Source organism: Rossellomorea aquimaris (genome assembly GCF_000935355.1).
Taxonomy (GTDB): domain Bacteria; phylum Bacillota; class Bacilli; order Bacillales; family Bacillaceae_B; genus Rossellomorea; species Rossellomorea aquimaris_B.
On the sequence record NZ_JXZC01000007.1, the window covers coordinates 78,947 to 104,684 of the forward strand.

Sequence of the window (25,738 nt, forward strand, 5' to 3'; positions counted from 1 at the left end):
AGGTAAATTTTCTAATTTAAATCCATTAATACCTAGCCCTTCCTTCTCATTCCTGTGATAAAATAAAAGCGTTCACAATTTATACATTGCTCATTGGTGAAGATGATCAGTTCATCTTCTTAAAAGGGAAGTTGGTGAAAGTCCAACGCGGTCCCGCCACTGTAAAGCTGAGAATTCGTATGCATCCACTGTTTCCAATCGAAATGGGAAGGAATGCGAAATCGCTGACGCTGAGCCAGGAGACCTGCCAAATGGGAAGAACACAGAAGTTCCTACGGGAGATAGGAGGGTGTTGCGCTAATGAGACGTCACAAGAGGAATTACAGTACTCAGAACGTTTACCTGGAATAGCCGCATCTTCTTTTCAAAGGAAGATGCTTTTTTTATTTCAGAAATTAAACTGGGAGATGAGAAAATGGAACAAGCTTATTCGGTAGAGCGTTCAAAAACCATACAAACAAAATTGGTATTGCCACCAGACACCAATCATATGCAAACGATTTTCGGAGGAAAGATCCTTTCCTATATTGATGAAATTGCTGCACTATCAGCAATGAAGCACTCCAGCTCAGTCGTCGTCACGGCATCGATTGACTCCGTCGACTTCTTGTCATCCGCCACTGTCGGCGATGCTCTAAGCCTTGAGGCATACGTCACTTCCACAGGCAGAACATCAATGGAAGTGTATGTAAAAGTGTACTCTACGAATCTCGTAACGAGTGTCAAAACACTGACGACTGAATCATTCCTGACGATGGTGGCCGTTGATGAAAATGGAAAACCGAAGCCGGTTCCAAAGGTCATTCCACAAACGGAAGAAGAAGTGCGGCTTTTCAAGACGGCCCCTTTAAGAAAAGAGCATAGAAAAAATCGTGCGCTTATTTTGTAAACAGTCCGTAATTGTTGACGATTTAGACTACAAAAACACTCAGAGTTTTTACCCTCTGAGTGTTTATAAAGTCGAGTCTACTAAATAAGATTATCAGAAAAAACTCCTTTTCCCTCTAATTCTCCGTTCTATATGGCACCATATATTTAGTAAAATACGCTCCTAAAAATAGGAAGACTATGGTTAGAAACCAACTGATAATTCCCCTGAACCCTAACCAGTAAGCAAATAGGTTCACTATTGCAATCATAAAAAAACAGATGGAGGTTAAAGCTGTCTTAAATCCGGTAATACCTGCTGTTTTCCTTTTCTTCACTACATAAAAAATGGAGAAGCACAGTGAGATAAGAAGGATGATTGTGAAAATAATCGGTATCAAAAGAGTTCCTCCTCACAAAAATTTTTAAATCTCCAATCATCATATCACTAACCAACGAGAAATTGGGTAATAATTGGAAAATCAACTCTTATTGTGAAACTTCTTCTATTCTTGTCCGTATGAATAGTATTAGTAAATAAAAGGAAGAGGGATAAAATTGAATAGGAATTTTGTCTTACTGGACTTATTGATTTATGTAGCAATACCTCTTTTCGTTTGGAATATCATGAGGGATTACATTGGGGATTATTATGCTATGCTCCTCTCTTCTGTTCCAGGGATCATCTATACGGTTTATCGTTTTATCGAAATGAAGAAAGTAAACACGTTTGGTTTGTTCATTCTAGTCACGCTGATTGTCGGTACTCTGATTGACGTACTGGCTGGTTCCTCCATCCAACTCCTATGGAATAATGTATACTATGCCGCTGCTTTAAGTTTATTTTTCTTCTTCACCATGTTGTTCCGAAAACCGATTTCCCTTTTCTTTGGACTTGATTTCGCAGAACTTCAAGGATACGACCGTACCTTTTGTAAGCGACTCTATTATAAAAAGCCTCTCTATCGGATTTTTCAATTCATCACTCTATGTTTTGCCTTGAGAAGTGGGATTCTGGCAATTGTTAAAGCATGGCTTATTCTGGAGTACGGAGTTGAAGCATTCGATAAAGGGATAATAATCAGACAAGCCTTTAGCTGGATTATGACCGGGATTACCGTGGCTGGTTTCATTTATATCGGGAAAATCATACAGAATTCGCCCCAATTAGTAAAAGAAGTGCAGATGGAATTTAATGAGGAAGAGAAAAAATCAGTTTAGGAGCTCAGCTACTATTGGATTTGGATGTTATTGCCTTCAGACCTCCGTCTTGTTCGTAACCTATAGAATACAGAGAAGATATTTCCTATAATGGATAATAAAATAGTTCATTTGGGGTGTAGTATGATCGAAGGTAAATTAATTAAATTTCATCGTGAAGATTCGGGTTTGACTCAGGAGCAGCTTGCACAGGGGATCTGCTCTACCACACATCTCAGTAAAATCGAAAGAGGGATCACAGAGTATTCCAGTGAAATCACTGATTTACTTGCGAGGAGGCTCGGAATCGATATGGAAGCAGAACGTTCCCGCTATCATTCCCTGCAGGTGAAGTTGTCAGAGTGGAACGATGCCATCATTATGATTCGGACGAATGACATCGATCGATTAAAGAAAGAAATTGAAAAAGAGCCCTTACGATTTCTTTCCGACTTTTTTGTTCACTACAACCTATTATTGGCAAGATATTATCTTTTTTTTAATAAACTTGGAAAAGCAAAAGAAATACTGGACATGTTCGAACATAAAAACTACTCTCTTTCCCCTTTCGAACAGAATTTATTGCTGCATGTCAAGGGAATCTATCATCATTCAACAAGGCAGTTTAACTCTTGCATCAAAGTTTTAAAACAGATTGACGATGAATATCCGAACTCCGAATATTATTTTCATCTGGCATTAGCCTATCATTCCATTCATTCAAACACTTTTGCCTATTATTATGGGCAAAGAGCTTTGCGTTTTTTCCAAAAAACACTGAATATCCTTAGGGTTATCGATTCTGAAACGTTGATTTTAATCCAATTGAATGCCAAAGAACCCTTTGATATGGAAGAAACCAAACAACAGTACGATAAGCTCCTCAGAGTCTGTGAATCCGTTAATTCCAAGGAAAGGGCACATAAAATCCACAACAATCTGGGATTTGAATATTTTAGGAGAAAACGATATTCTGAATCAAAAGAATCCTATGAAAAAGCATTAAAACTTATCAATGAAGATACCCCAGCTTCCCATTATCTAGTCACACTTAGCGGATATATACTGGCTTGTCTGAAAGGGGATCTGCTTTCTTCTGAAGAGCTCAATCAATTAGCGACAAAAGGCCTGAAAATGGCAACTCAGCATCAGGATCCCACCTACGTATTCTTTGAAATATATTTACTTACGATAAAAGGAAATGAACAAGAATTATATGAGTATATTGAAAATACAGCCCTCCCCCATTTCAACAAAACGGGGAGTAGGTTGATGTATCAGCATTATGAAAGACAACTATTTTTATATTATGTAAAAGCCGGGCAGACAGACAAAGGATTCAAACTTGCATCCGATAAAATGTCCAATGAAATAAGCTATTATGAATTAGAGTGATGACGCGGTTAATGATAAAAGGAGGTTCCCTTTTATCATTTTTTTCTGGCTGATTTCTCGTTGACTGTTGAGTGACCCTACTTGGTGTATCAACAACCCCAACTCAATACCCTTTTTTCACTACTTTTCTCCTACTCCCTCCTCAAAATCAGAAGATAAATAATCAAATCCAGAACAATGAGTAGTTAAATAGACCATGTATAAACCCCCATACAAACATCCCCGCTTACAATTTACAATACAAATTGTAATAATATTTCGAATTATGTATCCAACACTACAGAAAAGAGGTAGAAATGATGAATGGATCTTCCATCGCAAAGAAATCAGCTGTGATTGCATTATCCACTGGATTACTCTTATCCCCCGTATCGGGCTACTCCTCTCCAACAGCTACGGCTGCGGATTGGAAAGCAGAAACGATTTTATCTTCTTTGACAGAAGAGCAAAGACAAGCCCTGCATCAACTGGAATTAAATAACGCCGAGGGTCTCCAAGGATTTCAACCGAATGAATTGGCATCCTCTGAAGAGATTTCCGTCATTGTTCAATTTCAATCCAAACCTGGGCATGTAGCTGTACTAGAAGCTGCAGTAAAAGGAAAAACGGTAAAGAAAGAAGACGCCAAAGCCCAGGTGGATAAAGAACATAAGATGTTTAAAGAAGATGTTGCGAAACATCTATCTCCCAGTCTTGTAAAAGGAAAGAAGATAGAGCCGAAAATCACTGAAACCTATAAAGAAGCATATAACGGTGTGGCGATGACGCTTCCTGCCGATCAAGTCGAGCTGCTGCTTAACTCCAAAGCAGTCAAAGCTATATTTAAAAACCATTCCTATACAGTCGATCCGGTTCAACAAGACCTTCCTGATGATGTCGACCGTGAAATTACGACATCCGTTGAAAGCATTCCTTATTTAAAGGTGGATGAATTACATAAGGAAGGAATCACAGGAGACGGAATCAAAGTTGGAGTCATTGACACAGGTGTCGACTATAACCACCCTGATTTAAAAGATGCCTACAAAGGTGGATATGACTTTGTTGACGATGATGCAGACCCAATGGAGGCAACGTATGAAGATTGGAAGAGTACGAGTGAACCAGAGTTCAGTTATACGGGAAATTCCTATTATACTTCTCATGGTACTCATGTATCCGGAACCATTGTAGGACAAAACGAGAATGATAGTGAAGTATCGGTAGAAGGTGTTGCCCCGGATGCAGACCTATATGTGTATCGTGTCCTTGGTCCTTACGGAAGTGGTTACACGGAAGACGTCCTTGCAGGAATTGAGAAATCGGTTCAAGATGGTATGGATGTCATCAACCTATCATTGGGAGCAGGTGTCAATGATCCTTATTATCCTACTAGTACCGCTCTTAACTATGCCGTATTAAATGGTGTGACGGCCGTTGTTTCAGCAGGGAATGCAGGACCAAATGACTTCACCCTTGGCTCTCCTGGTACAGCAGCTTTGGCTTTGACAGTCGGGGCGAGTGATGTCCCCGTTTCCCAAACCACTTTTACCGGTCAAACGCCAGATGGCTGGTCAACCGGTATTGTGAGTATGGCTAGGGGATTCGCTCACACCTTCGATAGTTTTGAAGATCAATCACTAGAACTAGTAGATGTTGGCCTAGGGTATGAAGCAGACTATGAGAATAAAAACGTAGAAGGTAAGGTCGCTTTTGTTCAGCGAGGAAATTTTGCCTTGAATGACAAGGTGAAATTTGCCAAGGAACATGGTGCCAAAGCCGTGATTATGTACAACAATGCAGAAGGTCATGTAGGATATAACCTTGGCGAATCTGCCCATTACGTACCGGCCTTCTCGATGACAAAGGCTGCCGGGGAAGAATTAAAAGCAGCAATCGAAAGTGGCACATCAAGCTTCACGTTTACGAACTTAGAAGAAAGCTTTACAGAGGGTGACCAGTTAGCCGATTTCAGTTCAAGGGGTCCAGTAAACAAAAGCTTGGATATGAAACCTGAAGTAGTCGCTCCCGGGGTCAGTGTTCTATCGACTTTCCCTTCTTATATGATCGATCCTGAGAACACGGCGGACTATCAGTATGCTTACTCAAGACTTTCGGGAACTTCGATGGCTTCTCCTTTCACAGCGGGAGTTGCAGCTTTACTTTTAGGAGAGAATCCGGATCTCGAGCCAGCTGATATTAAAACGATACTCATGAACTCATCTGATCCTTTGAAGGGAGATTACAGCGTATTTGAGGTTGGTGCAGGAAGAGTGGATCCGTACCAAGCTCTTCACAGTCAGACAAAAATCCAAATAAAAGACAAGACGCTACTTCCTAACGGAGAAGAACTGATTGCAATCGATAACCCAACTGGGGGATTGAGCTTTGGAAATCAGGTAGTGGCCGAAGGGGATCACCTCCGCGTACAAAAAAGCTTTGAAATTACGAATAACAGTGATGAAAAGAAAACCTTTGACATTACCTTTGAAGAGAATGTACAGGAAGGCACCCAAAGTCTCAAGGAAAATGGCGTTGAAGTGACTTCAGACAAGTCCATTATGGTGAACGGAGGTAACAAAAAATCTTCAAATCTCTTCCTGACAATGCCAAAAACTGCTGCGAAAGGGATTTACGAGGGATACTTTGTCGTGACGAACCGAGCTGACAAAACAGAAAGCTACCGTGTGCCATTTAGTGTGAAGAGATCGGAGGAAGGTTTTAATACACTTGAATTGTTATCCCCTACCTATGCTTCTCCACATTATACGCATGGTTATGATCCATTCCGCTATCCTTGGGCACTGGTTGAGTTCAACCTGAGTTCACCGATGGAAAGCATGGACGTGATCCTGCAGGATGGAGAAACAGGTGAAGATCTGGGATTGATCGGTACCATTGGTTTACAGGGTGCCCTGCTGGATAACGACTACTTATTAAGGGCTTTCCAAGGTGGCTATTTCGCATTTACAGGCGATAAAAAAAATCCCGTTTCAAAAGAAATGAGCATCGCTAAACCGGGTCACTATAAAATCAAGTATGCGATGAAAGATCCAAAGGGTAAAGTAAAAACAAAAACAGAGCATTTCTATATTGACATTGAAGGTCCTTCGTTCAAGAGTTCTCTGGATGGTGAGTCTCCGTTCCTTGAATATAAACCAGGTCAGGAAACGTATCCTTTTGAGATTGAAATTACAGATCCACTTATTGAAGACATGAAAGAAGAAGGAATCGACGCAGATCAATCTAAAAACTTTATGATTTATTATTGGAATTCACCATTCCCTTCCTCCCCTCTTTATATGGATGAGAGCGGTAAGTTCGTCGAAGAAATCGCAATGAACGAGAACGTGGATGCCCTCAACTTTAGAATGAAGGGGTATGATATGGCCGGAAACAACACTCCAGAGAAGAACTATTTCTTCATTAAAGAAGGCACACCGAATGCATATCTGCAAACCGAAGTCGATACCGTTGTAACAGGTGAAACCGTAAAGGCAGCCTTAGTACTTGATAATGTTGAGGATGCAAAGGAAGCCACATGGACATTTAAAGATTACTACGGAAAAAATCCGGAAGTGATCGATGCCCAACTATCCCGGGAATTTTCAGATAAAGCGTCCTTGACACTTGAAGGAAATCAAATCAAAGTAACGTTCAACGAACCTGTTCAATCATTCGACCATAGCACAATTGTTGATGTGCAAGTAAAGCTTCAAGATGAAGTGTTCACTAAGCAAGACGTTCTGGATCCAACAGTAACCGTAACAAATTCTAACAATGAAACGATGAACCTATTGCATGCTGGTGCTGGATTCACTGTAAATCCTGACTTTAATTCAATCAAGGGATTCGTAAGCCCTGAAGGATTCGATACCGGTAATGGCTACAATGCCAAAAAGGATTGGGAAAAAGCAGGTGCAAACGTAGAATTCAAAAATTCTACTGGGGACGTCTTTATTCCATCTTCCATCACGGATAATGGTGAGTACTCCATCGAGAAACTTCCGTTAAATAAAGACCCTTATGAAATAACCATAACACTTCCCGGTCACTTCTTAACTAAGAAGAATAATGAGAAAATCGGATATGAATACAATGGAGAGCTTTATGGAAAATATCATAGAGTGAGCAATATGAAACCCGTTGGAGGAGACGTAAACCAGGATAATGTCATCGACATCCATGATGCCATTGCCATTCAGGATGCCTGGAACACAAACGATCGTGCTGCCGACATCAATTTCGATGAAGTGGTGGATGCGAATGATATGAAGTTTGTTCAAGAGAACTATCTGTTACAGAATGAGCATATTAAGGATGCTCCTGGTCCAGTTGAATCAATTGACGGAAAAACATTGGATTCGATTTTAGAGGAATTAGGACTGAACTAAATATCTGCCAGAATTATAGGAATGGGCCCTCATCCACCAGGGTCCATTCCTTTCTGCTTTGAATACTACAAACCACCCTTCCTACATACAAATGAAGAGATAACTTAAAAACTTCATCGTGAAGGAGAGTGCTTCATGTATAGCTATTATCAGCCTTATGATCGTAACCAGGGCATGAATGTAAATACTTCCTATACCACTTTGATTGATCCATTCGTCGTCAGGAGACTGCAGTCCGTTTTGGGAAAAATGCTCATTGTGGAGACCACGAAAGACACGATTCGAGGCGACTTGATCGAGGTTCAACCGGATCATATTGCCCTTAAAGCCGGTGACTCTGTATTTTTCGTGAGAATTCAACAGATCGTCTCCATAATGCCTGTGTAAATAGTCCATTTGCCCATTAAGACAACATCGGGAATCTTGGGCTCAACTTACACATCCCTCAGACATATACTACCCTGAGAGGAGGCATGACAGAATGGATCGTTTTATTCTTTTGTTGGTAGCTGGTATTTTATCCGGATTTGCATTATTGAAAGCTCCTTTAGCAGGAACGTTTTTAGCGAGCATCGCTCCGGTAACGGACGTAATTGGCATTTTAGCAATTCTTATATTCTCTCTTTTCCTTATAAAGGAGTTTTGGAAATACTCGGTAAGTAAAAAAAAAGACTCAGATTTTTTCTGAGTCTTTTTTTATGCTTATTATTTAAACCACATTGTCAGTAATTTTTTATATCCCTCGTGATCGATTTCCTCTTTCGTCATCTCTCCATCCTTCCAATGTGTAAAGGACGTATCGGTTAACGTTACATTCCCGTTATCAGTCCGTTTTGTCAGCAATGGATGCTTGTTAAAAGGGGAATCTGAATGGTTGGCAATAATCGTTTGGATGTCATTCAATTGAGTGACATCCTTTATGTGATCACTTGAATCGAAAGCATATCCTGTTTTCCATTCCGAATGCTTATGTTTTAATTTCATTTCAAAAATATAATCTCCATAGGGACTGTCGGCCTTTTTGACTCTAAACTCCCCATTTGAAGAAACGACAGCTTCTCCCGATAACGGCACTGGTTTTAACGGGAGATTCCCTCCAAAACCTGTATCAATCACATAGGTTGTATCCTTATGTGTGACTAGAATGAGCACATGAGTTCTTCCTGACGTCTGGTACTGCTTTTTATCATGATTGTAGACGACTCCACGAACGAGAACCGCATCAAATCGATTTTCGATCAAAAATAAATAAAGCAATGTATTCAATTCATAACATAGACCACCTTCGTTCTTCACGAGCATTTTATTCATTAGATTTTCTTTGGTAAGGTCGGTGAATGTATCTTCGATAACGCATAGATTTTCGAATGGGATGTTTTTAGCTGTTTCTTCTAAAATGGTATTTAATTGTTGAAAGGTGATTTTTGCTTTGGTTGGATAATGGATCCTTTTACGAAATAATGTATTTAAATCGCTGATGGTGAGCCCTCCATTTCTAAAAAGAGATTCTCCTATCTGTTAACTATTTTTTACTCTATTCAATGTAGAATTTCAAGAAAAACACTTCCAAAACAATCTTAATAAGGGATGGGCCTCACCCGTATTTCTCTTTGTACCGGCTTAGTGTAATCAAGGGCCATATCCACCGGTAGCTATGGTAGTGTATATAGAAGTGTCCTGGAAGACCGACTCCCGTGGGATACGTTTTGGATGGGTCATCTGATGTTCCGTTTATTAAATCGAGAAGCGCCATGATGCCCAGGTCGATCGCAGGGGTTGGTTTGTCTTCGATACAGATGAGAGATTCCAGTGCCCATGCGGTTTGTGAGGGGGTACTGAAGGGAAGAGGCACGTATTTTTTCTCCTGATCACTGTAACAGGATTCTCCCCAGCCCCCGTCTTTGTGTTGAATTCTTTCCAGCCATGCTTTCGCTCTTTGGATATGTTTATCAGAAGAAGGAACTCCGGTTGCTTTCATTCCCGTGATGGCCGCCCATGTTCCATAGATGTAGCAGACACCCCATCGCCCATACCATGAGCCATCGTCCTTTTGCATCAGTTTCAGCCACTGAACCCCTCTTTTCACCTGTGGATGATCCTTGTTCAATCCTGCCCGGCTGCCCAGGAATTCCAGTGCTCTGCCTGTTAAGTCAGGGGTTGATGGATCGATTGCCGCTGCCTCTGCCCCGTCCATTGGAAAAGAAGTGAGAAGGGGTTTCGTCTTGTTTTTTTCAAAAGCCGGCCAGCCTCCATCACGGTTTTGCATACCAATCACCCATTCAATCCCACGGTCCCATGATTGCCGGATTAGTGGACTTTCTGCAGCTGAATAGGTAATGGCCCTGAGAGCCGCCGTCGAATCATCCACATCGGGGTGAATGGTGTTGCTCTCAGAAAAGCCCCACCCTCCAGGCTTTATGCCACTCTCCATCGCCCAATCTCCATAACGAAAATGTTGTTTCTTAAGGAGGTACTCCACCGCCTTCTCTATGGAATGGTCTCCTGCATTCACACCCGCTTCCTGGATAGCATGGCTGATCAGTGCTGTATCCCACACGGTGGAGGGAGAATTCTGAAGATGAATGCCTTTCTCCGTTTCGCATGCCATCTTTTTCAAACCCTGAACAGCCTTTATAATGATGGGATCACCCTTCTTGTATCCCAAAGCCAACAGGGCATAAATCATATAAAAGGTTGTGCTGAAGTAACTCAGATACGTTCCATCTGGTTCAATCCGTTGAAGCATGTACTGCTGGGCAAACTGCCGGCCCTGTTGATGAAGGTGGGATGGAATATTTATCAAGGACTGCAGGCCCTCGTTGATTTTCGAAAATAATTTCAGCTCCCTATCACTGTAATTTACTTCATGTGATCTGCGGGACAGATGCTTTATTTGTGGTATGCCGTTCATTTTTATCGAGAACTGCTGGTCTTTCAGCAGCAATAGTGGTGCCAAATGGGCTCGTGCGTAGCTGCTGAGATCCCAAAAGTTCAAGGGGAATTGTTTCGGGATCATTAGAAACTCGATGGGGATCGGAAGCAAATGCTTCCAATCATATTGTCCATTAATCGCAAGCATAAATTTAGTAATCGAGTGCGCATCGTTTAAGCCACCCTTTTTTTCTATAAAATGTTTGGTTTTCTCAAGTCTCTTATCATCGTCCTTTACCGTTCCGCTATACAATAGTGCAAAGTAGGCTTCAATCGTTGAAGACAGATTTCCTTCCTTTTCATCTTCAAAAAGCTTCCATGTCCCTTCCCTTGTCTGCAGCTTCCACAGTCGATTCACCAGCCGTCCCACAAGCTCTTCATCATGCATGTCAAGTGAACGCAGGAGAATGATCATATACGCATCTGTCATCACGCTATTTTCAAAGCAGAAGGACCAACTTCCTTCTGCGTTCTGTTTATCCTGAAGATCACTCACCAGTTTATGAATCGTATTCTCAATCTTCTTTTTCATAGACCTATCCTCCCGATATCTGCTCTGCTTTTATGTATATGTGAAGAATGCGGGTACTAGTAGTGAGATGCAAAGAAGAGCCTGCTTCCCGGTTTCAGGAGTCAGGCTCTTTCTATTGTTCTTCTATTTTCTTTAAGTAATAGCTTACGAGTTCGGGATACTTCTCCAGCTCCGACTTTCCTTGCTCCGTTAGCTGGTAGACTCCCCTTTTCACCCGCTCAAACCAGCGGTAATAATTCTTCTGAAGAATGGATGGGGTTTTCGCACCCGTGCCCAACTTAGTTAAGTTCCTCGGTGACATTGGCCCGTGTTTTTCTAAGTAACAGGCTATCTGAATGCAGTTTTCCTTGTAAGCCGTCATAATTTTCGTCTTATTACTTCCGCCTACATTGTAATCTGCACTGCGCCCTTCGATTTCCTTTACAAGAGCCGCCCTTTTTCGCTTACTGTTCTTCATACTCTTACTCCGGTCAAAGGTTTCTGGATGAATGACAAAATCAAGCTTTGGCGTTTTCGTAGTAAACGAAACGGTGATCAGACCAAGCTCCAATCTGCGGACCAAGTGGCAGACATCATTCCACCGCTTTGACCGGGGACGCTTCGGTTTCGGGATTGCAATGTAGACAAGATCTGTGAGTCTCTGACGCTTTGTCGCTTGAATAAGAAGCTCGACATTCAATGAGAGCTTCAATTCCACAATCACGAGTTCGTCTTCTTTAAAGGCAGTCACATCACAATCGTTCACTTCACCGTTCACCTGGTATCCCTGTTTGTGAAAATGTTTTTGGATCGGTTGATAGAGATCCGATTCTTTAAGTTTCTTCATGGTACAAACCTTCCTGGGAAAGAATTCTATAGGGTAAAGTATAGACTATTCGAGAGATTTTTGCAGTTTGGGAGAAAAAGAGACCCCAACTCCTGTTATTGGAATTGGGGAAAGCATTGGAATTGCTTTATCTGCCGATTGAAAAATAGACAGCCATATTCATGATACTATCTGACATTCTACAAAAAACGACAAATCCCCTTCCCTTTCTATCCTCTAATCCTCTCAATCTCATCAGCCACAAACTGCACCGACGTCCCGACAATCACTTGAATGCTATTTTCCCCGACCACATGAATGCCAGGAACTCCTGTCGCTTTGATTCGCGCCTGATCCACGGCATCCATGTCCTTCACTTCCACTCTCAATCTTGTTATACAATTATCAACGGATGTTACATTTTCATCTCCGCCGAGTCCTGCATAGATCTCCGTTGCCATCACGGCAAACTTTTCGCTTTGAGTATGAGCTGTTGCACTCTCCCCGACGGCTTCTTCGCTGTCTTCTTCACGCCCCGGTGTCATAAGATTGAATTTCGCGATCATGAAACGGAACAAGAAATAGTAGAGAAGGGCAAATACGACACCTTGTATGAGAAGCATATACGGAAGGTTCGCTAACGGAAGTCTTGAGCTCAGGATGAAATCGACGAATCCTGCGCTGAAGCCAAATCCTGCCGTCCATTGAAAGAAGGAGGCAATGGCCAGGGATAACCCTGTCAGGACCGCATGCGCTACATAAAGGGCAGGTGCCACAAACATGAAGGCAAACTCGAGAGGCTCAGTCACTCCTGTGAAAAAGGAAGCAAAACCGGCAGCCAGCATCAGTGATGCCACCTGCTTCTTCTTACTTGGTTTTGCAGCATGATAGATGGCAAGCCCCGCTGCAGGAAGACCAAACATCATGACCGGGAAGAACCCAGCCTGATACATTCCCGTCACACCTTTTTCACCCTTACCTGACCAGAAGTTCCCGATATCATTAATACCGGCAACGTCGAACCAGAATACGGAATTCAAAGCATGATGCAATCCTGTAGGAATTAATAATCGATTAAAGAAGCCATATAAACCAGCACCCGTGAAGCCGAGCCCGCTGATTTCCTTCCCGAATGAAACCAGGGCAGTGTAGATGACCGGCCAAACGAACAGCATCACGCCTGATACAACCAGCATGGCAATCGCCGACATGATCGGAACCAATCGTTTTCCGCTAAAGAAAGCGAGTGCATCCGGAAGCTTCACAGAACTGAATCGATTGTACATAACTGCCGCAACGATCCCTGACAGAATTCCGACAAACTGATTACCGATTTTCTCAAATGCAGGATTGACCGATGCGGCATCCACACCTTGAAGCAGTGCAACTGAGTCCGTTGAAAGGAGTGTTGTAATAACGAGATAAGCGACCAACCCGCTCAGGGCTGCAGAACCATCCTTTGTTTTGGCCATCCCGAGCGCCACCCCGACCGCAAACAGAATCGACATATTATCAATGATCGAAGCGCCCGCCTTGATTAAGAAAGCTGCAATCGGACTATCCGCACCCCAACCAGTCGGATCGATCCAATACCCGATCCCCATCAGAATCGCGGCGGCCGGCAGAACGGCAACCGGAAGCATCAACGAACGACCAATACGCTGAAGATATTTCATCATTTTGTTTTCCCCCTATCAGTCTTCAATTTTTGTAAAATATAAGTGCGTCCCTTGGACAAAACTCTTACAGTAGACAATATTCCTATACCGGATTTTTTAGAAGTGTATATAGTGACCTTTCATACTTATTTTCACTTACTTGTTCCATAGTTAGAGCCTTTGTACTCAGGGATTTTTATTGGATTTCTCTAAATCATTGACCACCGTGTTGACCAGCAGAATCAAAAAAGAATAAGCCATAACAGGAAACAACACAATATAGGGCTCCAACAACAACTCTCCGTATCGACTTCCGATCAAACCTGCCCATTCATACGTCGAACTGGAATAAACGTTGAACTGATCATGCTCCTGTCCCGAAGTAATGACGGTCCCTCCTATAAAAATATGAAAAATAGCGAGATGCAACAGGAGAGTGAGAACCTGTACGAGCTGCCTGCCTGACAAAATGATGAGTCTCGGGAGGAGGTGGGGAAAAACATGTCTTCTTGCACGATGATAGGAAGATCCACCCAGCACACGTGCACTATCCATGAAATCAAATGCGTGAATAATCCTTACCGTTTCCCCGACCATTTTTGCTGTAGTCGGTACACCTACTATAGTGAGGACAAAGAGCTGTAAAAAAATTGATTGGGGCTGTGTCAGCGAAGGAGCACTCCTCAACTCATACAGTAAAAAAGGTGCCAGCCAGATAATTGCTATCAGGGACTGGGGGACGAAGGTGAATGCCTGGAGAAACCCTTCTACCCAGGGTGAAGTAAGCCAGTTTTTAAGCCATACTCCCAGAAAAGTCGCAAGGATGATCCTAAAAGCGGTGACAATGAATGCAAATATCATTGTCCACTTCGCCCCGATCACCAACAAATAATATAGATCCCTTCCTTCCCGGTCCGTTCCAAGCAAATATAAGCTCGAAGGCGGGTATGGAGTAGTATCCACCACTGCACCATTTTCGTCATACAAAAATGGCTTGGGGACGGGTTCTTCTTTTACAAATGGCCAGATGACGCTCACGAGAAAAAGCAAAGCGAGTAGATATGCTGGAAGCACCCTTGATGATTTCAACCTTTCCCTCCTCCCTTCGTTCCATAAAATCGCTGCCGGTAGTGGATTGTACCTTTTATCACTATAAAAAGTGGTGTCATTAAGAGGATCAGCATGATAGCCCTCGATGCCGCAGGCTGATCTCCCATGATAAAGGTCATGATCCCGCTGCTATGAAACAGGAATTCGAGGACCACGAGATTTGTAAGCAGGACAAGGGTGATGACGGGTAAATGTGCCAGGCACTCCATGACCGTATTTTTAAAAATGTGGTGGAACGAAATGGCAGCATCGGAAATCCCTTTTGATTTTGCAAAGAGTACATAATCCTTTTCCATCTCTTCCTTCATGAAAAGAAGGTTGATTTTAAGGAGATATATGCCCGGGACGATGCTTAAGGTTAATAGTGGTAAAAGATAAGCCGGTTTAGCGCTGGTGGAATAGGCTGCTGCAAGTTCAACCCCTGTCTGTTTGTAGAACCACACAACAGATAATTGAATGCTAAATATAAAGAAGGCGTCTGGAAGTGATTCAAGAATCCCTACAGTGGCAAGCGTCATTTTCTTCAAAAAAGGATGAAGATGGATATACATCAAACTCGCCATTGCGGCAATTAATAAGGCTAATATGAAGCTTCCCAGAAGTAAGGATAAACTATAAAAATAGGAATCTGTTATATAGGGAAACAAGTCCATCGTGACCACCTGCTGATGGAATTCCTCGGACCTCGCTTCAGGCATTCTGGCGTAGGATCTGGTTTCCGAATGTACATAATATGAAAGTGTGTGCGGCTGCAAAATATCCATCAGGATCGTTAGGATAGTTGATGTAAAGGTCTTTAAGCCCCCAATCAATGCAGGAGAAGCCAGTAGGAGAATGATGCCTATGCACGTCAATCCATATTGTCCCACTTCTTTAATGAATTTCACCATGAACATAACCCCTTATGTTAAATCAGACTCATATATAAATTGTTCTAATAAAGGCAGCGAGATGAACTGACTAAGGTCCGCCCGCAGCGACTCCATTTTCTCTCTGTTTCCTGAATAAAAAATGTAATAGCCTTTCCGCTCACTCTTCACAAGCCCGGACTTTTGGAGAGTTTTGATGTGACTGGAGATGGTCGCTTCAGCCAGGTCATGTTTTTCCGCAAGCTGTTTTGTGCTGTATGGATGCATCAAAACATCCCGCAAGATCTTTAATCTTGTTGCTTCCCCCAAGGCTTTTAACATAAGCACTAAATCTATGGGTGGCTCATCATTCGACGCTTCAGTCTCAGGTACCGCGACGTGCAATCCCAAGAAAAGGCTTCCAGGATATACACCAAGCATGACATGAGGGGTAATGAAGGTGGATGGCTGCAGTGTGAGATTGGAATATTCTTTTAACGAAAAACGATACGTCTCACCCTTTTGCACCTTAATGGTCGACCCTTTTAGTGTAACATCAGGATGGAGCTCATTCAGTGCATCGAGAGAAGACTGATCAAGCTTTTGCTGGAAAGTGGCGGATGCCCCCGTAATCCAGGGCTGTATCCGGAACAATTCCCGTTGGAAAATCTTTTCGTTGTATTCGTAAAGGATCTGGTGAATATGATCCTTCCACTGCTTCGGATGTTTCAGCAAATCTTTTTGATGATGGTTCAGCGGCGACATACGGTTATCTTTCCTCCAGCCTTGAAGCGATTCGACCCTGTACTGCTCTCCCAGCATATAAAAAACGAATGCTTCATCAGGCATGGAACAAATAAATTCGATAGCTTCTTCTGTAGAGGACTCATTAAGCTTGTATTCGTTGCGGATGTTCATTAGATACAACCACTCATAGGTCAACGATCCAATCATGCGAATATCAGAGACCATTTCTTGTGAAAGCAACGCCTCTGTGTCCGTCGCCCACTTCCTGCGATAAGGATGATGGACAGGATTACACAACACATGCAAACTTGCCACCAATTCATTAAATGGTGAAAACACAATTTCAATACCCATAAGGACTCCACCTCTAACTGATTCGTTATTCACCTAATCAAATTCTAAAACTGGATAAATTAAACAAAACTTACGGTATATGGAGGCATTTGTCAAGAGTGTTTTTTTGGTTTGAGGGACGGACCTTGGAGTTCGATATAAGAAATGGTGTGGTTATGGGGGTTGGTGGTGGCGGATGGGTCGTAAGGGAGGTCCGTCCCTCTTTAAACACGCAAAAAAACCCCCGTCAGGCATCAAGCCCGACGGAGGTCCGTCCCTCGTTCTCTATTAAGGTAATTCAGTTGTGCCCATGAGGTAGCGGTCGCATTCGCGGGCTGCTTCTCGGCCTTCGTTGATGGCCCAGACGATAAGGCTTTGGCCTCGGCGCATGTCTCCTGCAGCGAAGACTCCATCGACGTTGGTCAGGTATTTACCGTATTCTGCTTTAACGGTGGAATTGCTGTTTGTTTCGACTTCAAGTTCTTTGATCAGATCTTGTTCCGGACCACTGAATCCGATAGCCAGAAGGACAAGGTCTGCTGGCCATGCTTTTTCTGTTCCAGGAATTTCATCGCGGATCTTGTTTCCAGCCTCGTCATAACGAAGTTTTACATTAACCGTATGAACTTCCTTGATATGACCATGCTCGTCACCGACAAACTTCTTGGTCATGACAGCGTACGCACGTGGATCTTCTCCAAGTACTTCTGCTGCTTCTTTTTGACCGTACTCCACCCGGTGAATGACCGGATATTGCGGCCAAGGGTTGCCGACTTCATCACGCATGGCACCCTTTTTATCATAGATATCAAACTGAGTGAGGCTTTTACAATTATGCCTTACAGAAGTCGCTAAACAATCTGTACCTGTATCTCCTCCACCGATGACGATGACGTTTTTCCCTTCAGCAGAAATATAGTTTCCGTCTTTCAGGTCAGAATCCAATAAGCTTTTTGTATTCGCATGAAGGAACTCCATTGCGTAGTGAACGCCTTTCAAATCCCGCCCATCCACTTGGATGTCACGATGAACGGCAGCTCCCCCGCAAAGGATTACCGCATCAAAGTTTTCACGCAGGTTTTCGACTGTGTAGTCTTTCCCGACCTCCGTATTCGTAACGAATTCAATGCCCTCTTCTTCTAGAATATCGACTCGCCGCTTCACGACTGAATAAGGTAATTTCATTTCCGGGATGCCATATGTCAATAATCCGCCTACACGGTCATTTTTTTCGAAAACAGTCACAAGGTGGCCTGCTTTATTCAATTGGGCAGCAGAGGCCAATCCTGCAGGACCTGATCCCACGACCGCCACCCTTTTACCGGTGCGGTATTCGGGAGGTTCCGGAATGACCCAGCCTTCTTCGAACCCTTTTTCGATGATCGAGCGCTCCACTGTTCTGATCGCTACAGGCGGCTCATTGATTCCAAGTACGCATGCCCCTTCACAGGGTGCCGGACACGCAAAACCAGTGAACTCCGGGAAGTTGTTCATCTGATGCTCACGCTTAAGGGCTTCCTTCCACTGTCCCTGGTACACAAGGTCATTCCATTCCGGTATTAAGTGATAAACGGGGCAACCCGTTGTCGCTCCATTGATTTCCATTCCAGACTGACAGGTAGGAACGCCGCAATCCATACAGCGCGCCCCCTGTTTCTTGACTTCTTCTTCCGAAAGAGGAGAGGTGTAATCGTTCCAATCCTTCGTTCGTTCAGCTGGATTTCGCTCATCTAATGTTTGTCTTTTGTATTCCATGAATCCAGTCGGCTTTCCCATAATATCCCCCTCCCTCTTTATTTCGCTGGTTCCAACACTTTTTTCTCTTCTTTTGTACCTTCTTCAAATGCTGCCATTTCGGCATCGAATTTTTCTAATCCACTATTTTCAAGCTCACTGATCCGTTCTCTCATCTTGAGGTACGATTTCGGAATCACGCGCACAAATTTTGACACGTAGGAATCCCAGTTCGCTAAAATCTTCTTGCCATTGTTGCTGTTTGTATAATGAACGTATTTCTCGATCATGTCGTATACATCTTTCATTTCTTCCGGATCAAATAATGGTTGAACGAGGACAAGCTCCTGGTTACATCTTGATCGGAAGTTTTCATCTTCATCCAGTACATAGGCGACTCCACCTGACATACCTGCAGCAAAGTTTCGGCCTGTAAGACCGAGTACAACCACTTTTCCACCTGTCATATATTCACATCCATGGTCCCCGACACTTTCAACGACTACCTGCGCTCCACTGTTTCGGACACAGAAACGCTCGCCGGCTACTCCATAAATGTAAGCTTCTCCACCGGACGCCCCGTAGAAGGAAACGTTACCGATGATCGTGTTTCGTTCAGGAATGAACGTAGCGGTTGGATCAGGATGAACGATGATTTTCCCGCCTGATAAACCTTTTCCTACGAAGTCATTAGAATCCCCGACCAGTCTCAGCGTCAGACCTTTTGGAATAAAGGCACCGAAGCTTTGTCCAGAAGATCCTTTAAACGTCAATTTGATTGTATCTTCCGGTAAGCCTTCTGCACCGTAACGTTTTGTAATTTCACTTCCAAGCATCGTACCGGTTACGCGGTGAATGTTTCGAATCGCTGTCGTCCATTCAACCGGTTCTCCCGTTTCAATCGCTTGGCGGCAGCGTGGAATCAGCTCTTGATAATCGAGTGTTTTCTCAAGTTCGTGATCCTGTTTTCTTGTCGCATAGCGGCCCACCTTTTCAGGCACATCGGGCTGATGCAGAAGAGCAGAGAGGTCGATTCCTTTCCCCTTCCAATGATCAATTGCTTCGTTTGCTTCAAGAATGTCGGTTCTGCCAATCATTTCATTGATCGTTCTGAAACCAAGTTGAGCCATAAGCTCTCTTGTTTCCTGGGCAACAAAACGCATGAAATTCGCTACATGCTCAGGGTCACCTGTGTATTTTTTACGTAACTCAGGGTCTTGTGTCGCAATACCGACCGGACATGTATTCAAATGACAAACACGCATCATGACACATCCAAGGACAACAAGCGGTGCAGTGGAAAATCCATACTCTTCCGCTCCTAAAAGCGATGCAACAACAACATCCCTGCCCGTCATCATTTTCCCATCAGTTTCGACGACAATCCGGTCACGAAGACGATTCAGTAACAGGGTCTGGTGAGCTTCGGCAAGACCGATCTCCCATGGCAATCCTGTATGTTTCAGACTGGTTCTCGGTGCAGCACCCGTTCCCCCGTCATATCCACTGATCAGCACCACATCCGCCCGGCCTTTTGCCACACCTGCAGCGATCGTTCCAACACCTACAGCTGATACCAGCTTTACGCTGATGCGTGCTTGCGGGTTTGCATTCTTCAGGTTATAAATCAGCTCGGCAAGGTCTTCAATCGAATAGATATCATGATGAGGCGGTGGTGAAATCAATTCCACTCCAGGTGTTGATCCCCTCACTTCAGCAACCCAAGGATATACTTTTTTCCCAGGGAGATGTCCGCCTTCACCAGGTTTCGCTCCTTGAGCTACCTTGATTTGAATTTCGTCCGCATTAACCAGGTAATGGCTTGTTACACCGAAGCGTCCTGACGCTACCTGTTTGATCGAACTGCGTCTTGAATCCCCATTTTCATCCGGGGTGAAGCGGCTTGGATGTTCCCCGCCTTCACCTGAGTTGCTTCGTCCCCCGATCTTATTCATGGCAATCGCTAATGCTTCATGGGCTTCCTGACTGATGGATCCGAACGACATGGCACCGGTCTTGAATCGGCGACAGATTTCTTCTACTGATTCAACCTCTTCAATCGGGATGGGCTTCGTTTCTTTAAATGAAAGAAGTCCGCGCAGAGATTGCAGATTCTGCTTTTCGTCTGTGAGCATGCTGGAATATTTTTTGAATAACTCATAATTATTCGTACGACATGCATGTTGAAGGGTGTGAATCGTACTTGGATTGTACGCATGATCTTCTCCATTTTTACGGTATTGGAATTCATCTCCCGATTCCAATGTGCGTTGATTATCTTTTCGATCATTGAACGCTTTTCGATGTCTTAACAACACTTCTTTTTCGATGATATCCATCCCGATCCCGCCGAGTCTTGACGCTGTACGGGTGAAATATTTATCAATCACATCTTTATGGATGCCTACCGCTTCAAATATTTGTGCTCCACGGTAACTCTGAATCGTGGATATCCCCATTTTAGATAAAACCTTGATGACACCGTCTGTCCCTGATTTCACAAAGCTTTCCACCGCTTGTTCGTATGTGGTGTCCTGCAACTCACCCTTGTCGATCAGATCACGCAGGGTTTCATAGGCTAAATAAGGATTGATTGCTTCTGCACCATATCCGAGCAGGGTGGCGAAATGGTGGACCTCCCTTGGTTCTCCTGATTCTAAAAGGATGCTGACAGTCGTACGCGTTCCTTGGCGAATTAAGTGATGATGCAGACCTGAAACGGCAAGGAGTGCCGGAATGGCTGCCTTATCTTTCACAACTCCACGGTCAGATAAAATAAGGAGTGTCGCACCATCTTCAACGGCCTGGTCAGCTTTTTCATACAGTGCATCCAGGGTACTTTCCAGCTGATTTTCTTCATCGGTTACATCAAATAGAATCGATAAAGTAACAGCTTTGAAACCCTTTTCGTTTTGATGACGTAGCTTTTCAAGCTCTCTACCGGTTAAAATCGGTGACTTTAAATGGATATGCCTGCAGCTTTCAGGACCCGGGTTAACCAGGTTTCCTTCTGCTCCGATCGTTGTTCCCACAGATGTAATGATCTGTTCTCTAATCGCATCGATCGGCGGGTTTGTCACTTGAGCAAATAGTTGTTTGAAGTAGTTATAAAGAAGCTGTGGCTTTTTCGACAATACGGCAAGAGGTGAATCATAACCCATGGAGCCAACCGGATCTTTCCCGTCCGTAACCATCGGCTTAATGATTTTGTTCAGTTCCTCATTTGTGTAGCCAAAAGCCTGCTGCTGTAAGAGGACTTCCTCTGAATCCAGTTGAACAGGTTCATATGTCGTTTCAGGTAAATCCTCAAGTTCAAATTTATTATTATCCAGCCAATGTCTGTAAGGATGCTCGGAAGCAACGCGAAGCTTGATCTCTTCATCCGGAATGATTCTTCCTTTTTCCAGATCGACAAGCAGCATTTTTCCTGGCTGTAATCGATCTTTGTACACAATGTCATCGGCGAAAATATCCAGGGCCCCTACTTCAGAACCAAGGACGATCATGCCGTTCTTTGTCACATAGTAACGAGCCGGGCGCAGTCCATTTCGGTCCAGGCAGGCACCTATCTGTTTTCCATCTGTAAACACAAGGGCTGCCGGTCCATCCCACGGCTCCATCAAACAGCTATGATACTCGTAGAAGTCCTTTTTCTTCGGATGGATCGTGTTATCGTTTTCCCAAGGCTCCGGTACCATCATCATAGCCGTGTGAGCAAGGGATCTCCCTGATAAATGAAGGAATTCAAAGCAGTTATCAAACATAGAGGAATCACTGCCTGTCTCATCAATGACAGGAAGGATTTTTTCCAGGTCTTCTTCTTTAAATGCACTTGAATGGCACAGCTTCTCACGTGCGCGCATCCAGTTCACATTACCTCTTAATGTATTGAATTCTCCATTATGGATGGTATATCGGTTTGGATGAGATCGCTGCCAGCTTGGGAAAGTGTTTGTACTAAAGCGGGAATGTACAAGGGCTAAAGCTGACCGGAACTCAGGGTGGTTGAGGTCAATATAAAAGGAATCCAGCTGCTCGGGAATGAGCATCCCTTTGTAAACGATGGTCGTGGAAGACAAACTACAAAGATATACATCCTCTTGTCCTTCTACAGTTGCCACTTCTTTTTCAATTCGTTTACGGATTACATATAGCTTACGCTCGAAATCCATCCGGGATTGTATATCATCCGATACGCCGATGAATACTTGACGAATGAACGGTTTCGACTTCGATGCCACTTTCCCTACAAAGGAATCATTGAGTGGAACCGGTCTCCAGCCCAGTGTCTTTTGACCTTCTTCTTCAATGATGCGCTCAAAGATCTCTTTACTCTTCATGCGCTTCTCATAATTTTCAGGAAGGAACACCATTCCAATCCCATATTCACCTTTTCTGGGAAGGATGATGTCTTCTTTCTCGCATTGCTTTTTGAAGAAATGATGAGGAATTTGGGTAAGGATACCTGCACCGTCCCCAGTACTTGTATCAGCTGATTGTCCTCCGCGATGCTCTAAGTTGCATAGAATGTTAATTGCATTTTGAACGATGCTATGACTCTTTGTTCCATCAATATTAGCAATCATTCCAATTCCACATGCTTCATGTTCTTGCGCAGGGTCATACATGCCTTGCGCTACAGGAAGATTCGTTTTCATCCAATGTCCTCCTCTACTAAACGTGTATATTTTTTGAATAATTAACCGGTTAATTAAATTTTCTTAATTTTCGTTAGTATATCATGAAATTTAGAAAAAACGAAAAATTAAGTTAACGGGAAAAGAGGAATTTTTCCAAATATATATGTAATTGAATAGATAAACGTTGATATATAAATGTTTATTTTTACTTAATATTCAGAATCTTTAAAAGCTTGATACAATCACAAAGAAATCGCTTTCAAAAAGCCGCTCACTGGAACATTTTTCATCAAATTTCTACATGAATTTTCATGCAAAATTTTAACTAAAAAAATTTTTTTACCACTTAAAATTCAGCCCCATAAACTCTTGTTCTTTTCCCCTCGATACCACTTTTCAAACCACCAGAAGAGGGACGGACCTCCGAAAATCACGGAGGTCCGTCCCTCTTCTTCACTACTTACTCGCTTCTTTTAATGCTTCACTTTCAACCCGGTCCATGAATTCGGTGACGACTTTGTTATTATTTTTTTCTCCGCCAAGCTTTAATAAGACTTTCCCAAGGAAGTTCAGTCCTCTGTTCTCGCCTTTATAGATGAATCTGGTTTGGCGGTCGTCTATTTTGTGGAGGGTAAATTCAGCCTCGATTTCAAAGGCTTTGGCGAGTGTGAAACCAATTTTATTGTGTTTTTTCTCGGGGGTGTTTTCATATTCAAGGTCTTCTACAATATATGTCTCGATTCTTTTCCCCTCCTTGTATTTTTGTTGGTAGGTGGACCCTACCACGCCTTCCTTTTGCTCCAGAACCTTGTTCTCAACGACGTTCGGCATAATTCGTTGAATGTTCTCAAGCTCAAACAAATGCCAGACTGTTTCAATATTGACTGGAATGATCCTTTCTTCATGCCATTTAATCATTCTTATCCTCTCCTTTTCCCATTTCGAAGAAATCATCCATTTCTTCAATCACTGTTTGTATGCGCTGAATCTCCGCTTCTAAATCCCGTTTCTTCGCACGTATCAATTGCTCCAAGTTCTCAAAGGATTCGTCATTGACCACGGTTAACATTTCTTGAATGGAAAAGTTAAATCTCCTTAAGTAGACTAACAAACGTCCTACCAGATAGGATCCATTATCATAATAGCGATAGTTATTTTCAGGATCGATATACACAGGTTCCAGCAATTTAATCTCTGCGTAGTAACGCAATGTTTCCTTACTCAGTCCTGTCATCTTGGAAAACTCGCTCACCTTGTACATTCTTTCCACCTCACACCTAAATCATAAACCATGTGGTGCACCACACGGTCAATCCCTATCTTTGTGAAATGGGGTTTCCACGAATCGATGCGCAGCTTTTTACGAATTTCTTCACCTCTACACATGCCTCTTCAATCGAACCCGCTTTTAACGTCACCTTTTGATCTTCAGGATACTGACTCGCAGTATGGTAGTATCTAGGGTCATAATAGTATTCCAATAAAAGCTCTAAGATCCGCTCATAGTTCTTCTCTTTCAGTTCGCTCTCTATTTGATTGGCAACCGGGCTATGTATACGTCTCTTGATACACCGAAACGCTTCTGCAAATTCATCATGATGCTCGTGTAAGCGGTATTCATTTAATAGATGTTTGACTCTCTCTTTCATTGGCATTTCAATAAAGATATGGAAACCGTTCTCCTTTTTCCCCACTAAAAAGTCTGGGAGAAGCAGCTTTCCGATTCGTTTGCTTTCTGCTTCAAATAGTATAAAGGGAGAATCCCGGAGCTCCATCAGGTCCTGAAGCAAAAGGGAATCAAAGGTTTTCTGGTTCCTTGGTGTCAACCCGATTTGTCCAAAAATGGAGCCTCGATGATTGGCTAGCGTTTCGATATCCAGGACCGGATACCCTTCTTTAAGAAGTTGTTTCAGGATGACTGTTTTCCCAATACCGGTTCCACCGTTTAACACAAAGGCTTCAGGCTTCACTTCAAAGGTTTCTAATTCTTTCAACACCCATTGACGATACGCCCTGACTCCCCCTTGAACACGGGAAGTTTTCACACCCATTAAATCCAGGAAGGTGGCAGCCGCTTTGCTTCGCATCCCGCCCCGCCAGCAGAAAACCACAATCTCACCATCCAGTTTCTTAAACTCTTTTATAAAATCAGGAAGCTTTCCTGAGAAGATTTCCAAGCCCCGCTCCGTTGCCCTCTCTTTGCTCACTTGCTTATATAGAGTCCCGACTTCCGCTCTCTCTTCATCATTGAAAACAGGTATGTTCATACTGCCCGGAATCGTCATCTCCCTGTATTCAGAAGGAGATCTGACGTCTACGAATGTATAATTATTTATATCACATTGATCTATCATTATATCTTTGAACATTTCATCCATTCCCCTCTTCACTTCTCATCCCTATTTTACCACCACTCTAACTCTAATGTTCGCAAGATTCTGTCATCATTCTAACCCTTTCTTCAGTTTTCGAAACTTTTTACCTAGTCAATTCCTCCTGGTTAACGATGGAATATTCAGTTTTTTCACCTCGTTGGTACTATATACCATAAGATCACAACACCTT

The 25,738-nt window shown here is 43.1% G+C and carries 19 protein-coding genes and 1 riboswitch; of the genes, 6 read left to right on the forward strand and 13 right to left on the reverse strand.

What is annotated here, in order from left to right; genetic code table 11:
- Positions 1 to 78: 78 nt before the first annotated feature.
- Positions 79 to 266: riboswitch (cobalamin riboswitch) on the forward strand.
- Positions 267 to 415: 149 nt separating this feature from the next.
- Positions 416 to 889 carry an acyl-CoA thioesterase gene (locus tag TV75_RS15805; protein WP_044339765.1) on the forward strand — a complete coding sequence of 158 codons (474 nt, stop codon included), beginning with the start codon at positions 416 to 418 and terminating at the stop codon, positions 887 to 889.
- Between the two features lie 115 nt (positions 890 to 1,004).
- Here TV75_RS15805 and TV75_RS22395 read toward each other — a convergent pair whose 3' ends face one another.
- A complete protein-coding gene (locus tag TV75_RS22395; RefSeq protein WP_437176718.1) occupies positions 1,005 to 1,259 on the reverse strand; it encodes a hypothetical protein in 255 nt (84 codons plus the stop codon).
- A gap of 166 nt (positions 1,260 to 1,425) precedes the next feature.
- On the opposite strand from TV75_RS22395, the gene TV75_RS15815 reads away from it, so the two are divergent.
- The 5 genes from TV75_RS15815 to TV75_RS15835 all read left to right on the forward strand — a co-directional run bounded on the left by TV75_RS15815 (position 1,426) and on the right by TV75_RS15835 (position 8,523).
- A complete protein-coding gene (locus TV75_RS15815) occupies positions 1,426 to 2,088 on the forward strand; it encodes a VC0807 family protein (protein ID WP_044339767.1) in 663 nt (220 codons plus the stop codon).
- Between the two features lie 123 nt (positions 2,089 to 2,211).
- Positions 2,212 to 3,462 carry a helix-turn-helix domain-containing protein gene (locus TV75_RS15820; RefSeq protein WP_044339768.1) on the forward strand — a complete coding sequence of 417 codons (1,251 nt, stop codon included), beginning with the start codon at positions 2,212 to 2,214 and terminating at the stop codon, positions 3,460 to 3,462.
- Positions 3,463 to 3,758: 296 nt separating this feature from the next.
- Positions 3,759 to 7,835, forward strand: a complete 4,077-nt coding sequence (locus TV75_RS15825; RefSeq protein WP_253275551.1) for a S8 family serine peptidase — start codon at positions 3,759 to 3,761, stop codon at positions 7,833 to 7,835.
- Between the two features lie 135 nt (positions 7,836 to 7,970).
- Positions 7,971 to 8,222 (forward strand): YuzF family protein, encoded by a 252-nt coding sequence (locus tag TV75_RS15830; RefSeq protein WP_253275552.1) that lies wholly within the window; start codon positions 7,971 to 7,973, stop codon positions 8,220 to 8,222.
- A gap of 94 nt (positions 8,223 to 8,316) precedes the next feature.
- On the forward strand, positions 8,317 to 8,523 hold the full coding sequence (locus tag TV75_RS15835) for a hypothetical protein (protein ID WP_044339770.1): 207 nt from the start codon (positions 8,317 to 8,319) through the stop codon (positions 8,521 to 8,523).
- A 17-nt stretch (positions 8,524 to 8,540) separates the two neighbouring features.
- Here the strand turns inward: TV75_RS15835 and TV75_RS15840 are convergent, their stop codons facing one another.
- The 12 genes from TV75_RS15840 to mnmH all read right to left on the reverse strand — a co-directional run bounded on the left by TV75_RS15840 (position 8,541) and on the right by mnmH (position 25,542).
- The gene (locus TV75_RS15840; protein ID WP_044339771.1) at positions 8,541 to 9,314 is read right to left on the reverse strand and encodes an arylamine N-acetyltransferase family protein; all 774 of its coding nucleotides are present in this window, start codon (positions 9,312 to 9,314) and stop codon (positions 8,541 to 8,543) included.
- Between the two features lie 115 nt (positions 9,315 to 9,429).
- The gene (gene shc / locus TV75_RS15845) at positions 9,430 to 11,298 is read right to left on the reverse strand and encodes a squalene--hopene cyclase (protein WP_044339772.1); all 1,869 of its coding nucleotides are present in this window, start codon (positions 11,296 to 11,298) and stop codon (positions 9,430 to 9,432) included.
- Positions 11,299 to 11,410: 112 nt separating this feature from the next.
- Positions 11,411 to 12,124: a DUF2161 domain-containing phosphodiesterase gene (locus TV75_RS15850; RefSeq protein ID WP_044339773.1), complete on the reverse strand. Its 714-nt coding sequence runs from the start codon at positions 12,122 to 12,124 to the stop codon at positions 11,411 to 11,413.
- Between the two features lie 209 nt (positions 12,125 to 12,333).
- Positions 12,334 to 13,782: an N-acetylglucosamine-specific PTS transporter subunit IIBC gene (nagE, locus tag TV75_RS15855; protein WP_044339774.1), complete on the reverse strand. Its 1,449-nt coding sequence runs from the start codon at positions 13,780 to 13,782 to the stop codon at positions 12,334 to 12,336.
- Between the two features lie 165 nt (positions 13,783 to 13,947).
- Positions 13,948 to 14,850, reverse strand: a complete 903-nt coding sequence (locus tag TV75_RS15860; RefSeq protein ID WP_044339775.1) for an ABC transporter permease subunit — start codon at positions 14,848 to 14,850, stop codon at positions 13,948 to 13,950.
- Positions 14,847 to 15,761, reverse strand: coding sequence for an ABC transporter permease subunit (locus TV75_RS21225; RefSeq protein ID WP_052504582.1), 915 nt, complete (start codon positions 15,759 to 15,761; stop codon positions 14,847 to 14,849). Before TV75_RS21225 ends, TV75_RS15860 begins: the two co-directional genes overlap by 4 nt.
- A gap of 12 nt (positions 15,762 to 15,773) precedes the next feature.
- On the reverse strand, positions 15,774 to 16,820 hold the full coding sequence (locus tag TV75_RS15870; RefSeq protein ID WP_044339776.1) for an ArsR/SmtB family transcription factor: 1,047 nt from the start codon (positions 16,818 to 16,820) through the stop codon (positions 15,774 to 15,776).
- 267 nt (positions 16,821 to 17,087) lie between these two features.
- On the reverse strand, positions 17,088 to 18,575 hold the full coding sequence (locus tag TV75_RS15875) for a glutamate synthase subunit beta (protein ID WP_044339777.1): 1,488 nt from the start codon (positions 18,573 to 18,575) through the stop codon (positions 17,088 to 17,090).
- A gap of 17 nt (positions 18,576 to 18,592) precedes the next feature.
- Entirely contained in the window at positions 18,593 to 23,191 is a 4,599-nt protein-coding gene (gene gltB / locus TV75_RS15880) for a glutamate synthase large subunit (protein WP_044339778.1), read from the reverse strand.
- A 438-nt stretch (positions 23,192 to 23,629) separates the two neighbouring features.
- Complete coding sequence (locus TV75_RS15885; RefSeq protein ID WP_044339779.1) at positions 23,630 to 24,091, reverse strand: SRPBCC family protein; 462 nt, start codon at positions 24,089 to 24,091, stop codon at positions 23,630 to 23,632.
- Positions 24,084 to 24,434, reverse strand: a complete 351-nt coding sequence (locus TV75_RS15890; protein WP_044339780.1) for a MerR family DNA-binding transcriptional regulator — start codon at positions 24,432 to 24,434, stop codon at positions 24,084 to 24,086. The genes TV75_RS15885 and TV75_RS15890 overlap by 8 nt, the downstream gene beginning before the upstream one ends.
- Before the next feature lie 55 nt (positions 24,435 to 24,489).
- Positions 24,490 to 25,542: a tRNA 2-selenouridine(34) synthase MnmH gene (gene mnmH, locus TV75_RS15895; protein ID WP_044339781.1), complete on the reverse strand. Its 1,053-nt coding sequence runs from the start codon at positions 25,540 to 25,542 to the stop codon at positions 24,490 to 24,492.
- Positions 25,543 to 25,738: the final 196 nt, after the last annotated feature.

Coding starts and splice junctions, on each gene's coding strand:
- gltB (WP_044339778.1), bottom strand. CDS start 23,191: ATGAAAACGAATCTTCCTGTAGCGCAAGGCATGTATGACCCTGCGCAA.
- TV75_RS15885 (WP_044339779.1), bottom strand. CDS start 24,091: ATGATTAAATGGCATGAAGAAAGGATCATTCCAGTCAATATTGAAACA.
- TV75_RS15870 (WP_044339776.1), bottom strand. CDS start 16,820: ATGGGTATTGAAATTGTGTTTTCACCATTTAATGAATTGGTGGCAAGT.
- nagE (WP_044339774.1), bottom strand. CDS start 13,782: ATGATGAAATATCTTCAGCGTATTGGTCGTTCGTTGATGCTTCCGGTT.
- TV75_RS15850 (WP_044339773.1), bottom strand. CDS start 12,124: ATGAAGAAACTTAAAGAATCGGATCTCTATCAACCGATCCAAAAACAT.
- TV75_RS15805 (WP_044339765.1), top strand. CDS start 416: ATGGAACAAGCTTATTCGGTAGAGCGTTCAAAAACCATACAAACAAAA.
- mnmH (WP_044339781.1), bottom strand. CDS start 25,542: ATGTTCAAAGATATAATGATAGATCAATGTGATATAAATAATTATACA.
- TV75_RS15890 (WP_044339780.1), bottom strand. CDS start 24,434: ATGTACAAGGTGAGCGAGTTTTCCAAGATGACAGGACTGAGTAAGGAA.
- TV75_RS15830 (WP_253275552.1), top strand. CDS start 7,971: ATGTATAGCTATTATCAGCCTTATGATCGTAACCAGGGCATGAATGTA.
- shc (WP_044339772.1), bottom strand. CDS start 11,298: ATGAAAAAGAAGATTGAGAATACGATTCATAAACTGGTGAGTGATCTT.
- TV75_RS21225 (WP_052504582.1), bottom strand. CDS start 15,761: ATGGTGAAATTCATTAAAGAAGTGGGACAATATGGATTGACGTGCATA.
- TV75_RS15875 (WP_044339777.1), bottom strand. CDS start 18,575: ATGGGAAAGCCGACTGGATTCATGGAATACAAAAGACAAACATTAGAT.
- TV75_RS15835 (WP_044339770.1), top strand. CDS start 8,317: ATGGATCGTTTTATTCTTTTGTTGGTAGCTGGTATTTTATCCGGATTT.
- TV75_RS15820 (WP_044339768.1), top strand. CDS start 2,212: ATGATCGAAGGTAAATTAATTAAATTTCATCGTGAAGATTCGGGTTTG.
- TV75_RS15825 (WP_253275551.1), top strand. CDS start 3,759: ATGATGAATGGATCTTCCATCGCAAAGAAATCAGCTGTGATTGCATTA.